Origin of the sequence: Streptomyces sp. NBC_00075, assembly GCF_045041225.1 — a bacterium.
GTDB lineage: Bacteria > Actinomycetota > Actinomycetes > Streptomycetales > Streptomycetaceae > Streptomyces > Streptomyces adonidis.
The window spans coordinates 2,367,049-2,380,975 of record NZ_CP108243.1 but is presented as its reverse complement, the minus strand read 5'-3'; the positions used below and the strand labels follow the sequence as shown (position 1 = coordinate 2,380,975).

The window sequence follows — 13,927 nt, the reverse complement described above, 5'->3', positions numbered from 1 at the left end:
GATGCGGTGGAACGCGCACATCAATGAAGGAGACTGTCGTGTCGGCGAACAGCTTCGACGCCCGTAGCACGCTCAGCGTGGGCGACGAGTCGTACGAGATCTTCCGGCTGGACAAGGTGGAAGGCTCGGCTCGCCTTCCGTACAGCCTGAAGGTGCTGCTGGAGAACCTGCTCCGCACCGAGGACGGCGCGAACATCACCGCCGACCACATCCGGTCCATCGGCAACTGGGACTCCCAGGCGCAGCCCAGCCAGGAGATCCAGTTCACGCCCGCCCGCGTGATCATGCAGGACTTCACCGGCGTGCCCTGTGTCGTCGACCTCGCCACCATGCGTGAGGCCGTCAAGGAGCTGGGCGGCGACCCGGCGAAGATCAACCCCCTCGCCCCCGCCGAGCTGGTCATCGACCACTCCGTCATCGCCGACAAGTTCGGCACCCACGAGGCATTCGCGCAGAACGTCGAGCTGGAGTACGGCCGCAACCGCGAGCGCTACCAGTTCCTGCGCTGGGGCCAGACCGCGTTCGACGAGTTCAAGGTCGTCCCGCCCGGCACCGGCATCGTCCACCAGGTCAACATCGAGCACCTGGCGCGTACGGTCATGGTCCGCAACGGGCAGGCGTACCCCGACACCCTGGTCGGTACCGACTCCCACACCACCATGGTCAACGGCCTCGGTGTGCTGGGCTGGGGCGTCGGCGGTATCGAGGCCGAGGCCGCGATGCTGGGCCAGCCCGTCTCGATGCTCATCCCGCGCGTCGTCGGCTTCAAGCTCACCGGTGAGCTGACGCCCGGCACCACCGCCACCGACCTCGTGCTCACGATCACCGAGATGCTGCGCAAGCACGGTGTCGTCGGCAAGTTCGTCGAGTTCTACGGCGAGGGTGTGGCCGCCACCTCCCTCGCGAACCGCGCCACCATCGGCAACATGTCGCCGGAGTTCGGCTCCACCGCCGCGATCTTCCCGATCGACGGCGAGACCATCAAGTACCTGAAGCTGACGGGCCGCGACGCCCAGCAGCTCGCCCTGGTCGAGGCGTACGCCAAGGAGCAGGGCCTCTGGCTCGACCCGGCCGCCGAGCCCGACTTCTCCGAGAAGCTGGAGCTGGACCTCTCGACGGTCGTCCCGTCGATCGCCGGCCCGAAGCGCCCGCAGGACCGTATCGTCCTCGCGAACGCCGCCGAGCAGTTCAAGTCGGACGTACGCAACTACGTCGCCGACGACGACGAGGCGGGCAAGGAGTCCTTCCCGGCCTCCGACTCCCCGGCCACCAGCAACGGCGTACCGACCAACCCGGTCACGGTCACCGCCGCCGACGGCTCGACGTACGAGATCGACCACGGCGCGGTGACGGTCGCGGCCATCACCTCCTGCACCAACACCTCGAACCCGTACGTCATGGTCGCCGCCGCGCTCGTCGCGAAGAAGGCCGTGGAGAAGGGGCTGACGCGGAAGCCCTGGGTCAAGACCACCCTCGCGCCCGGCTCCAAGGTCGTCACCGACTACTTCGACAAGGCGGGGCTCACCCCCTACCTCGACAAGGTCGGCTTCAACCTCGTCGGCTACGGCTGCACCACCTGCATCGGCAACTCCGGCCCGCTGCCGGAGGAGGTCTCCAAGGCCGTCAACGACCATGACCTCGCGGTCACTTCGGTCCTCTCCGGCAACCGGAACTTCGAGGGCCGGATCAACCCCGACGTCAAGATGAACTACCTGGCGTCCCCGCCGCTGGTCGTCGCGTACGCCCTCGCGGGTTCCATGAAGGTGGACATCACCAAGGACGCGCTGGGCGTCGACCAGGACGGCAAGCCCGTATACCTGGAAGACATCTGGCCGACCGAGGCCGAGGTCAACGACGTCGTGGCGAACGCCATCGGCGAGGACATGTTCAACAAGTCCTACCAGGACGTCTTCGCGGGCGACGCCCAGTGGCAGGCGCTGCCGATCCCGAGCGGCAACACCTTCGAGTGGGACGCGCAGTCGACGTACGTCCGCAAGCCCCCGTACTTCGAGGGCATGACGATGGAGACCACCCCGGTCTCGGACATCGCCGGCGCCCGCGTCCTCGCCAAGCTCGGCGACTCGGTCACCACCGACCACATCTCCCCGGCCGGCGCGATCAAGGCCGACACCCCCGGTGGCAAGTACCTCACCGAGCACGGTGTCGAGCGCCGTGACTTCAACTCCTACGGTTCCCGCCGAGGCAACCACGAGGTCATGATCCGCGGCACGTTCGCCAACATCCGCCTGCGCAACCAGATCGCGCCGGGGACGGAAGGCGGCTACACCCGCGACTTCACGCAGGACGGCGGGCCGGTCTCCTTCATCTACGACGCCTCGCGCAACTACATCGAGCAGGGCGTCCCGCTGGTCATCCTGGCCGGCAAGGAGTACGGCTCCGGCTCGTCCCGCGACTGGGCCGCCAAGGGCACCGCGCTCCTCGGTGTCAAGGCCGTCGTCGCCGAGTCGTACGAGCGCATCCACCGCTCGAACCTCATCGGCATGGGCGTCATCCCGCTCCAGTACCCGGCGGGCCAGTCCGCCGAGTCCCTCGGGCTGACCGGCGAGGAGACCTTCTCCATCGCCGGCATCACCGAGCTGAACGACGGCACCACCCCCGCCACGGTCAAGGTCACCACCGACACCGGTGTGGAGTTCGACGCGGTCGTCCGCATCGACACCCCCGGTGAGGCCGACTACTACCGCAACGGCGGCATCCTCCAGTACGTGCTGCGCAGCCTGATCACCAAGTAGGCAGAACGGCGAAAGGCCGCGCTCCCGTGGGGAGCGCGGCCCGACCGTCGCAGACGTCTTACTTCAGGCCGAACGCCCGCAGCACTGTCTGGTCGATCTGGTTGCCGTCCTTGTCGGCGGCCCGTACCCGCAGCGACACCGACTCGGCGCCCTTCGCGGCCTTGAAGCCCGCCTTGCCGTTCTTGACCTTCACTTCCTTCCAGGAGGTGCCGTCGTCAAAGGAGACCCAGGCCTTGAGGCTGCGGGTCTTCACGCTCCCCAGCTGGTCGGAGACGGGCAGCGCGACCTCCAACGCCCCCTTGCGCTCAGCCCGGTTGAGGAGGTCGAGGCCCTTCGGGGCGATACCGACCGTGAGCACCGGCAGTGCCGTCTCGGCGTCGGTGTGCGCCGAGGCGAACGTCCACTCGGTGTGTGTGCTCGTCGAGTACTTGGCCCACTCCGCCCGCCGCTGCACATCCAGCTCGAAGCGGTAGGAGGCCTTGTCCGCCGGGACGTCGAAGATGCCGTACCCGCCGAACGTCGAGTCGCCGACCAACTGCCCGTCCGCGTAGAGCTTGCCCTTCGCGGTGCTGTCGGTGCCGTTGATGTACCCGTAGTGGCCCGGCGTGGAGTCGGTCAACTCCGCCACCGACATGGTGAGTTTGTCGCCGGTGCGCTCGGAGAGGCCGTACTCCTCACTGGTTCCCGGGCGGATGACCTGGCGCAGCCAGTTCTCCGTGGTCTTCTCCGTGCCTGCCTCGGTGAAGGTCCGCAGCGGGCTCCACTGGCCCCTGAACGTGTTCCAGTTGGGGTAGACGGTGTGCCAGGTACGGGTGTCGGGGTCGACGTAGTAGTACTCGTCGCGTTCCGTGCCCAGCTGCGTGTAGACGCTGCTCTCGATGCCGAAGAGCTGCCAGGGGCGGAAGGTGTACAGCGCGTCCGCGCCGATCTCGCCGGCCGTCGCCCCGTAGTAACGGGCGTGCCGCTTCACGGTGTTGGACTTGTCCAGGCTGTACGTCTGGTCCGCCGAGATGGAACCGCTCTGCGCGACGAGCACGTTGTAGACGTACGGACTGACCGGCGTGCCCTTCAGCTTGAGCGTGACCTTCTTGCCGGTCTTCAGCAGGGAGGTGAGCTTGGCGCCCTCCTCGCCGGTGGCGATCATCAGCGGGACGGTGGTCGCGCGGTCCACGGCCTCGATCCAGAAACCGGGCTTGTCGCGGTACACGATGAGGTAACCGGCGCCCGCCTTGGTCGCGTTGTCCAGGGCGCTCTGTGCGCGGTCCGCGGCGCCGACCTTGACCACCGCCACCTTGCCCTTGACGTCGAGCCCCGCGAAGTCGGCCTCGGTACCACCGCCCGCGTCCACCGCCCGGACCGTGCGGTCACCGCTGATCTTCAACGGGAAGTCGTTGTACGTCTGGGAGTAGTAGAGCGAGGACAGCTCGGTCTTCTCCGGGCTGGTGACGCTCGCCGTCAACTCCTTCTCGTAAAGCCGGAACTTGGCGGAGAACTCCAGGCTTCCGATGGTGACCTGCGGGGTCGGCGCCACATAGACGTGGTCGGTCCAGAAGCCCTGGCTGTAGGTGAGCCCCCAGGCGTTGCCCGTCCCCTCGCGGTGCACATTGGTGCTGAAGCCGTTGAACTCGGAGTCCTGCTTGGTCTTCGGCTTGATCTCCACCGCCTTGCGGGCGTCGAGCACGACCTTCGTGTCCCCGTCCACCTTGATCTCGGGGCTGGAGACGACCGAGGTGCCGACGGCAGTCCCGCCCGCGTCACGGTCCGGGATCCAGGTCGAGATGGCGTACGTGCCGGCCGGGACCTGCCAGGTCCAGCCGGTGCCGAGGAAGCCGTACTCGTCGGGGTAGGCGCCGCTCAGCTCCATGAGCGTGTAGATCGAACCCCCGGTGGGCGCCTTGCCGTCGCGGGCCAGGAGGGAGACGTCGAGGTCGTAGGTCTTCGGCGCCTTCTCGAAGCCGACGGCCGTGGTGACCTTGATGCCGGCGGCGGTCGCCGTGACGTGGCCCGTGTACCGGCCCTGGGCCTGTGCGGCCGGGTCGACCGAGACCGGGACCGTGGCGGTGCCCTTGGCGGGGACGGTGACCGTACCGGCGCCCGGGGCGGCTGCGGCGAGGCTGGACGAGACCGTCAACTCCACCGCCTCGTCCGTGGTGTTGGTGTACGTGATGTCCTTGCCGACGACTCCCGTGTCGCCGTCCTCGAACTTGCCGAAGCTCAGCGCCGAGGTCGCGAACACGCCCTGCCCGACCGCGCGTACGGCGTCGACCCGGCCGTCGCCCTGCTCGAACACGGAGTTGACGTCGTTCGTCTTCGCCGTGCTGGCCAGGGACTGCTTGATCTGCTCGCCCGTCCAGTCCGGATGGGCCTGCGCGACCAGTGCCGCCGCACCCGCGACATGCGGGGTCGCCATCGAAGTGCCGTTCGCCGACGTGTAGTTGGCGTCGACCGGCGTACCCATGGTGGTGCCCGCCGCACGGGCCGCCACGATGCCCACGCCCGGCGCGGTGATCTCCGGCTTGACCGCGGAGTCGCCGAGGCGCGGGCCACGGCTGGAGAACGAGGCCAGCTTGTCGGACTTGTCGACCGCGCCCACGGTCAGCGCCGAGTCGGCGATGCCCGGGGTGCCGACCGACTGCTCGTAGGGGCCCGCGTTGCCCGACGCGACCACGAAGAGGGCGCCGGTGGACGCGGACAGCTCGTCGACGGTCTCACTGAGCACGTCCGACGAGCTGGTCGCCGTACCGCCCAGCGACATGGAGACGATCTTCGCGCCGGAGTGAGCCGCCCACTCCATGCCCGCGATGATCCAGGAGGACTGGCCCCGGCCGTCGTTGCCGAGCACCTTGCCGACCAGCAGCTCCGCGCCCGGTGCCACGCCCTTGAGCCTGCCGTCCGAGGCCGCGCCCGAGCCGACGATCGTGGACGCCACATGGGTGCCGTGGCCGTGGCCGTCCTGCACCGCCTGGTCCGGCACGAAGCTCGTCGACTCCGCGATCTTCCCCGCGAGGTCCGGATGCCCGGTGTCCACGCCGGTGTCCAGGACGGCGACCTTGACGCCCTTCCCGTCGTAGCCCGCCTGCCACACCTCGGGTGCGCCGATCTGCGGGACGCTCACATCGAGGGACGCCTTCACCTGGGCGTCCAGCCAGAGCTTGTCGATGCCCTCGCCGAGCTGCTTCGCGGCCTTCGCGGTGGGCTCGGTGCCGAGGGCCGGGGCGATGTCCGTCCAGAAGGCGCTGGACTTCTTCGCGCTGAGCGCGGCGCCGTCGATCCCGGGCAGCGCGAGCGTCCGGCGCGCGCCGTCGGGGGTCGTACTGCCCTTGGTGTAGGTCGCGATGACAGGGGTGGCGCCGGTCTTCGCGTCCGAGTAGCCCTGCTTGACCAGCTGGGTGACGTTGAACAGGGCCGGGTCGAGACGGCCCGCCCGGATCAGCGGGATCGCGTCCGTCGGCAGGACGCTGACCTCGCCGTTCTTCTCGCTGGACAGGAAGGTGGCGGCCTCGCGGCCCTGGCCGCGCCGGACGTCGACGGCGTTCTTGCCGTCCGCTCCCGTGGTGACGGAAACCGTGTCGCCGGTGATGAGGGTGACGGTCTGCGTGCTCGTGGCGCCCGATCGAGTGAGGTCCGGTGTGCTTGTGGCACGGGACGTGGGGACCGGGGACCGGGGACCGGCCGTCGCGGGGGCGATGGCCCCCGCGAGCAGTCCGGCCGCTCCTGCCACGGCCCAGAGGGCGTGGAGTCTTCGCATGTGTGGACTTCCTCCCCTGAACTCTGGAAAGACTTCCGGCCTTGTAGGCGGAAGCCATGGATCAGAGTGGGCGTTGTGCGGAACGCGACTCAAGGGATTCCTGTGGCCGGGGAGTGCCAATGCACCCTTCGGCCACGCCGGCCGACGGAGCGAGGGCCGCGCTCCCGGTCGGGGCGCGGCCCTCCGCCTCATAGGAGCCGCAGCGGCTACACCCAGCCGCGTTGAGAAGCCCGCATCCCCAGCTGGAACCTGCTCGCCGCCCCCAGCCGCTCCTGGAGCTCGCTCACCCGCCGCCGCAGGGTCCGCAGACTCACCCCCAGATGGCGAGCCACCGCCTCGTCCTTCATTCCGGCCGCCAGCAGCCGGGTCAACGTCCTCTCGCTCTCGGAGAGTTCACTGTCGTCCGTCGCCTGGCCCAGCGGAGTCGCCTGCTGCCAGGCCATCTCGAAGAGCTTCTGCAGGGCCTCGGTCACCGCCGAGTGCCAGACGACGACGGCGCAGTAGCCGCCGGCCACGGAGGCGGTCAGCGGCAGCAGCGCCCGGCATCCGTCGACCACCAGCAGCTTGAGCGGCACGGAAGGCAACACCCGGGCCTGCTCGCCGAGTTCGACCATCCTCAAGGCGCGGGACAGGACCTTCGGATCCTCCAGGCCGGTCGCCGCGTAGATCCCGCGAGAGACGATCCCGCGGTTGAGCAGATCGGCCTGGAGATCCACCTGCGGACCGGCCGGGGCGAGATACGGCGGTGTGTCGAAAAGGCACACCTCGTGCTCCGCGCGCGCGTACATCTCCTCCAGGCGCGCCGCGATGGCGCCCTCGCCGGACGCCACCTCGATCAGCCGGGTCGGCTCCTCGCGCAGCAGCCCCGCCTCGTACGCGGTCGCCATCTCCTCGGCGGTGGCGGCCAGCAGTTCGGACTCCGTCTCGCGCCGCCGGATCAGCGCGCGGATCGCCACCCGGGGGTCGACCGCCCGTAATCCGCCCATGGAGTCCGGTGGTTGCAGCAGACCGAGCGTGAGAAGCCGGTTGCAGGCCTCGCGGACCCGGGCCGGGGAGGCACCGGTCAGCAGCGCCCAGCCGGCCGCACCGGCGTCGGGCTGGTTGAGGATGGCCTGATACAACAGCTCGTCGAACGCGGAGACCCCCACCGCGGCCCAGGGGCTCGCGGCAGGGGTCTCCCTTGCCGTGTCGTATGCCGTGTTCACCATGGCCCGGCACGTTAGACGATCTTTGTTAAGGATTTTCGCAATGTTTGACGGAGGTCGCCTACTTCAGGCCGAACGCCCGTGCGACCGTCTGGTCGACCGTGTTGCCGTCCCCGTCGGCGGCCCGTACGCGCAGCGACACGAACCCGGCGCTCTTCTTCGGGTGCTTGAGCTCCGCCTTGCCGTTCTTGACCTTCACTTCCTTCCAGGAGGTGCCGTCGTCGTACGAGACCCAGGCCTTCAGGGAACCGGCGGTGACGCCGCCCGACTGGTTCCGGAGGGAGAGGCCGAGTTTCGACGTGTGCCCGGCCTCAGCACGGTTGAGGAGGTCGATCCCGGCCACGTCGTAGTCGACCGAGAGCACCCCGAGCGCCGTCTGCTGGTCCGTGTGTGCCGAGGCGAAGGACCATTCGGTGTGGGTGCCGGTGGAGTACGCCGCCCAGTCGGCCGTGCGCTGTGTGTCGACCACGAGGCGGTACGAGGACTTCGCCGCCGGGACGGTGAAGGTGCCGTAGCCGCCGAGGGCGGTGTCGCCGACCAACTGCCCGTCCGCGTACAGCTTGCCCTTCGCGGTGTCCAGGACGCTGTCCACGGATCCGTAGTGGCCCGGTGTCGCATCGCTCAACTCCGGGATGCGGAAGGAGAGTTTGTCACCGGTGCGCTGGGAGAGGCCGTACCGCTGGGCGGTCGCCGGGCGGACGACCTGGCCCAGCCAGTCCTCGGCGGGCTGCTTGCCCGCCTTGTCGAAGGTCCGCAAGTCCCCCCACTGAGGCTGGGTCGCCTTCCAGTTGGGATAGACGGCGTGCCAGATCCGGGTGTCGGAGACGTTGTAGTACTCGGTGCGCTCCGTGCCGAGCTGTACGTTGCTGGTGGTCGCGATGTCGGCCCCCTGCCAGGGGCGGTACCGGTACACGGCGTCCTTGCCGACATCACCGGCCCGGGCCCCGAGGTAGCGAACCGTCTGCTTCACCGTGGTGGAGCTGTTCAGGTTGTACGTCTGGTTGGCCGAGACGCCCCCCACCTGCGGGAACATCACGTTGTACACGTACGGACTGACCGGAGTGCCGGTCAGCTTCAGCTTGACCTTCTTCCCGCTCTTCAGCAGGGCGCCGAGCTTCGCGCCGTCCTCGCCGGTGGCGAGCATCAGCGGGATGGTCATGCTCTGCACGGAGCCGAGCCAGTACCCGGGCGTCTCCTGGTAGGCGAGGACGTAACCGGCCCCGGCCGCGGTCGCGTTGGCCAGTGCCTCGTCCGCCCTCTTGCCGGCGCCCACGCGGACGACCGCCACCTTGCCCCTGACGTCGAGTCCCTCGAAGTCGGCCGCGGTTCCGGCGCCCGCGTCCACCGCCCGCACCGTGTGATCACCGCTGACCTTCACGGGGAGGCCGCTGTACGTCTGCGCGTAGTCGAGAGGCAGCGCGTACTTCTCCGGGCCGGTGACGCTCGCCGTCAGCTCCTTGGCGTACAGACGGAACTTCGAGGAGAACTCGAACACGCCCTGGGTGACCTTCTCGGTGGGCGCCACATAGACGTGGTCGGTCCACCAGCCCTGGCTGTAGGTCACCCCCAGGCCGGTGCCCGGCCCTTCCCGGTGCCAGGTGGTGGCGAAGCCCCGGAACTCGGAGTCCTCCTTGGTCTTCGGCTTGATCTCGACCGCCTTGCGGGCGTCGAGGACGACCTCGGTGTCCTTGCCGACCTCGATCTCCGGATCACCGACGATCGAGGTGTCGACCTCCAGTCCGGCCGCGTCCCGCGTGGAGATCCAGGACGCCATGGAATACGTACCGGCCGGCACCTTGAAGGTGTAGCCCTTGCCGATGAACCCGTAGGTGTCCGCGTACGCGCCGTTCAGCTCCTGAAGCATGAAGAGCGACGCGGACGTGGACGGTTCGCCGTTGCGGCCCAGCAGCGACACCTTCAGGTCGTAGGTCTTCGGCAGCTTCTCGAAGCCGACGGCCGTGGTGACGAGAACACCGTCGGCGCTCGCGGTGATGTGGCCCGTGTACCGGCCCGTCGCCTCCTTGGCCGGGTCGACCGTGACCGCGACGGTGGCGGTGCCCTTCGCCGGGACGGTGACCGCGTCCGCGTTCAGCGCGGCGTCGCGAAGTGAAGAGGACACCTTCAACTCCACCGCTTTGTCCGTGGTGTTGGTGTACGTGATGTCCTTGGTGGCGACCTCGGCGTCGGCCTCCTCGTACTTGCCGAAGCTCAGTGCCGGGGTCGCGAAGACGCCCTGGTTCACGGCCCGTACGGCGTCGACGCGGCCGTCACCCTGCTGGAAGACGTCGGCGTCCGGCATGGTCTTCGCCGTGGTCGCCAGCGCCTGCTTGATCTGCTGGCCCGTCCAGTCGGGGTGGGCCTGGGCGACCAGCGCCGCGGCGCCCGCGACATGCGGGGTCGCCATCGACGTACCGCTCGCCGTCGAGTAGTAGTCGTCGACCGGCGTACTGCCGGCCATGGTGGTGCCGGCGGCGCGGGCCGCCGTGATGGCCACGCCCGGCGCGGTGATCTCCGGCTTGACCGCGGAGTCACCGAGGCGCGGGCCACGGCTGGAGAACGAGGCCAGCTTGTCGGACTTGTCGACCGCGCCGACCGTCAGCGCCGAGTCGGCGATGCCCGGGGTGCCGACCGTCTGCTCGGCCGGACCGGAGTTGCCCGACGCGATCACGAAGAGGGTGCCGGTGGACGCGGACAGCTCGTCGACGGTCTCGCTCAGGATGTCGGAGGGGCCGGTGGCGTCACCGCCCAGCGACATGGAGACGATCTTCGCACCGGAGTGCGCCGCCCACTCCATGCCCGCGATGATCCAGGAGGACTGGCCGCGACCGTCGTTGGCCAGCACCTTGCCGACCAGCAGTTCCGCGCCCGGGGCTACGCCCTTGCGCTTGCCGTCCGAGGCCGCGCCCGAGCCGACGATCGTGGACGCCACATGGGTGCCGTGGCCGTGGCCGTCCTGCACCGTCTCGTCCGGCACGAAGCTCTGCGTCTCGGCGATCTTCCCGGCGAGGTCCGGGTGCCCGGTGTCCACGCCGGTGTCCAGGACCGCGACGTCGACGCCCGTGCCGTCGTAGCCCGCCTGCCACACCTCGGGCGCGCCGATCTGCGGGACACTCACGTCGAGGGACGCCTTCACCTGGGCGTCCAGCCAGAGCTTGTCGATGCCCTCGCCGAGCTGCTTCGCGGCCTTCGCGGTGGGTGCGGTGCCGAGGGCGGGAGCGATGTCGGCCCAGAACGAGGTCGACTTCTTCGCGCTCAGCGCGGCCCCGTCGATCCCGGGCAGCGCGAGCGTCCGGCGCGCGCCCTCGGGGGTCACGCTGCCCTTGGTGTACGTCGCGATCACCGGCGTGGTGCCGGTCTTCGAGTCCGCGTACCCCTGCTTCACGAGCTGGGTGACGTTGAACAGGGCCGGGTCGAGACGGCCCGCCTGGACCAGCGGGATCGCGTCCGCCGGCAGGACGCTGACCTGGCCGTCGCGCTCGGTGGAAAGGAAGGTGGCAGCCTCACGGCCCTTGCCGCGCTCGACCTCGACGGCGGATCTGCCGTCGGGCCCGGTGGTGACGGAGACCGTGTCGCCGGTGATGAGGGTGACGGTCTGGGTGTCGGTGTGTGGTGTCTGCGTGCTGCCCGGTTGGATGGTCGGGGACACGGGACCTGCCGCCGCGGGCGTGACCGCCCCGGCGAGCAGCCCGGCCGCTCCTGCCACGGCCCAAAGGGCGTGGAGTCTTCGCATGTGTGGACGTCCTCCCCTGAACGCTGAAACGCCTCCGCCCTCGTGGAGCGGAAGCCAGTGCTCAGAGTGCGTGCAGCAAGCAAAGTGACTCAAGGGATTCCTGTGGCCGGGGAGTGCCAATGCCCCCTTCGGTCACGGCAGTTGACCGCGTCCGATGCCACCAGGAGGGCGTCCCACGGCCGTCGCCCAGGTTGAACACAGGATTCCCCCAGGAAACCGGGACACGATCAGGACATGTCTGGCACTTCTGGGGTTCGCGGCGGTCATGTCCGTGTGCTGATCGTCGACGACGAACCGGCGCTCACGGAACTGCTGTGCGTTGCCGTCACCGAGGCGGGCTGGCGGCCCTACCCGGCTCTCGACGGCGAGAGCGCGCTGCGCATCGCCCGCTCCTCGGCCCCGCACGCCGTCGTCCTCGACGGCATGCTGCCGGACCTGGACGGCCTCCAGGTGCTGCGCAGGCTCCGCTACGAGAGCCCGCGACTGCCCGTCCTCATGCTCACCGCCCGCGACGCCCTCGAACACCGGCTCGACGGACTGGAGGCGGGCGCCGACGACTACGTCACCAAGCCGTTCTCCCTGGAGGAGGTCGTCCTGCGACTGCGCGGACTGCTCCGCCGCTGCGGCGCCGAACAGACCCGCACCGACGACTCCGTACGCGTCCTCGGCGACCTCGTGATCACCGAGGAGACCCGCGAGGTGCACCGCGACGGCACGCCCCTCCAGCTCACCGCCAAGGAGTTCGACCTGCTCAGCCTGCTGATGGGCCACCCGCGCCAGGTGCTCAGCAAGAGCCAGATCCTCGACCACGTCTGGACCAGCTGCTTCGACAGCGGCGACAACCTCGTCGAGGTCTACATCTCCAGCCTGCGCCGCAAGATCGACAAGGGGCGGGCCCCGATGATCCACACCGTGCGCGGACTCGGGTACGCGATCCGGGCGGGGGAGGACGGGAGATGACCGTACGACTGCGCGGGCGCTCACTGCGGACCCGCCTGCTGTTCTTCATCGGCGTCACCCTGGCCGTCGTGTGCGGCGCCATGGCGGTCACGACCATCTTCGCCCAGCAGAGGTACCTGCTGGGCAGCCTCGACGACCGCGTGGCCAACGCCGTCGCCCGCAGCCAGGGCGGCGCCGCGCTCCACCCCGAGCTTGACTCCAACCTCGGCTTCCTCAACGAGAGCGGCCAGCCCGCCGGAACCCTGGCCGCCCGCCTCTCCGCCGACGGCAGACTGCTCACCGCCCAGGTCGTCGCCCAGGACGCGGCGCCGCAGAACCTGAACCAAGCCCAGCGGTCGGCACTCGCCGGCATCAGGGCCGACGGCAGGATGCACACCCGTACCGTGCCGGGCCTCGGCACCTACCGGATCACGGCGATCGGCGGCACCTCGGGCAACGGCGTCCGCGTGCTGACCGGGCTGCCCATGGACGACGTCCAGAACATGATCCGGGGCCTGGTCGTCGTCGAGGCCGTGGTGGCGGCGGTCGGACTGACGGTCGCGGGCTGCCTCTGCGCGGTCGTCATACGGCGTCAACTGCGGCCCCTGGGACGGGTCGCGGCCACCGCGGTCGAGGTCTCGCGGGCGCCGCTGGGCCGGGGCGCGGTCGTCGGCCTCACCCGCGTCCCGGAGCGCGACACCGACCCGGGCAGCGAGGCGGGCCAGGTCGGCGCCGCCCTCAACCGGATGATCGACCACGTCGAATCGTCCCTCGCCGAACGCCAGGCCGGCGAGGAACGCATGCGGCGCTTCCTGGCCGACGCCAGCCATGAACTCCGTACCCCGCTCGCCTCGATCGCCGGATACGCCGAACTCATGAACCGGGGCACACAGCGGATCGAGCCCGCGATGGCCTGGCGGCGCGTGTCCGCGGAGTCGGCGCGGATGACCGGGCTGGTGGAGGACCTGCTGCTGCTCGCCCGGCTCGACGAGGGGCGGCCGTTGCAGTCGGCCGAGGTGGACCTCGCGGCGGTGGTCGCCGAGTCGGTGTGGGACGCGCGGGCCGCGGGCGAGCACCACAACTGGCAGCTGGCGCTGCTCCTCGACTCCCCGGCACTGGTCTCCGGCGACGAGGCCCGGCTGCACCAGGTGGTGGCCAACCTGCTGGCCAACGCACGGGTGCACACACCCGCCGGTACGACGGTGGTGGCCTCCGTCGAGGTCGTGGACGAGCGCTGCGTCATCCGCGTACGGGACGACGGCCCCGGCATCCCGCCGCACCTGCTCCCGTCGGTCTTCGAACGCTTCACCCGCGCCGACGCCTCCCGCGCCCGTACGAGCCCCCAGGACGGCGGTTCGGGCCTCGGCCTCGCCATCGTGACGGCCATCGTGACCGCCCACGGAGGCAGCATCGACGTCCAAAGCGTCCCCGGGCACACCGAGTTCACGGTCGAACTCCCCACCGCGACACCGGCACCGCAGCCGACACCGGCCCGCCCTGATCTCCGTACAACCATTCGGAGTTGATCGTTGTCGTGTCTCGGGGGACTCAC

Annotated in this window: 6 protein-coding genes; 3 read left to right on the top strand and 3 right to left on the bottom strand. The window is 69.7% G+C overall.

Annotated features, from left to right (window positions below):
- Positions 1 to 38 precede the first annotated feature (38 nt).
- The gene (gene acnA / locus OG787_RS10110) at positions 39 to 2,753 is read left to right on the top strand and encodes an aconitate hydratase AcnA (protein WP_369029481.1); all 2,715 of its coding nucleotides are present in this window, start codon (positions 39 to 41) and stop codon (positions 2,751 to 2,753) included.
- A gap of 58 nt (positions 2,754 to 2,811) precedes the next feature.
- Here acnA and OG787_RS10105 read toward each other — a convergent pair whose 3' ends face one another.
- The 3 genes from OG787_RS10105 to OG787_RS10095 form a co-directional block, all read right to left on the bottom strand.
- Positions 2,812 to 6,501 carry a S8 family peptidase gene (locus OG787_RS10105; RefSeq protein ID WP_405534970.1) on the bottom strand — a complete coding sequence of 1,230 codons (3,690 nt, stop codon included), beginning with the start codon at positions 6,499 to 6,501 and terminating at the stop codon, positions 2,812 to 2,814.
- Between the two features lie 206 nt (positions 6,502 to 6,707).
- On the bottom strand, positions 6,708 to 7,709 hold the full coding sequence (locus OG787_RS10100; RefSeq protein WP_369029483.1) for a response regulator transcription factor: 1,002 nt from the start codon (positions 7,707 to 7,709) through the stop codon (positions 6,708 to 6,710).
- 58 nt (positions 7,710 to 7,767) lie between these two features.
- Entirely contained in the window at positions 7,768 to 11,436 is a 3,669-nt protein-coding gene (locus OG787_RS10095; protein WP_405534969.1) for a S8 family peptidase, read from the bottom strand.
- Positions 11,437 to 11,670: 234 nt separating this feature from the next.
- Here OG787_RS10095 and OG787_RS10090 point away from each other — a divergent pair, with 234 nt between their 5' ends.
- Positions 11,671 to 12,396, top strand: a complete 726-nt coding sequence (locus OG787_RS10090; protein ID WP_369029485.1) for a response regulator transcription factor — start codon at positions 11,671 to 11,673, stop codon at positions 12,394 to 12,396.
- The gene (locus OG787_RS10085; protein WP_369029486.1) at positions 12,393 to 13,901 is read left to right on the top strand and encodes a sensor histidine kinase; all 1,509 of its coding nucleotides are present in this window, start codon (positions 12,393 to 12,395) and stop codon (positions 13,899 to 13,901) included. The genes OG787_RS10090 and OG787_RS10085 overlap by 4 nt, the downstream gene beginning before the upstream one ends.
- The last annotated feature ends 26 nt before the right edge of the window (positions 13,902 to 13,927 follow it).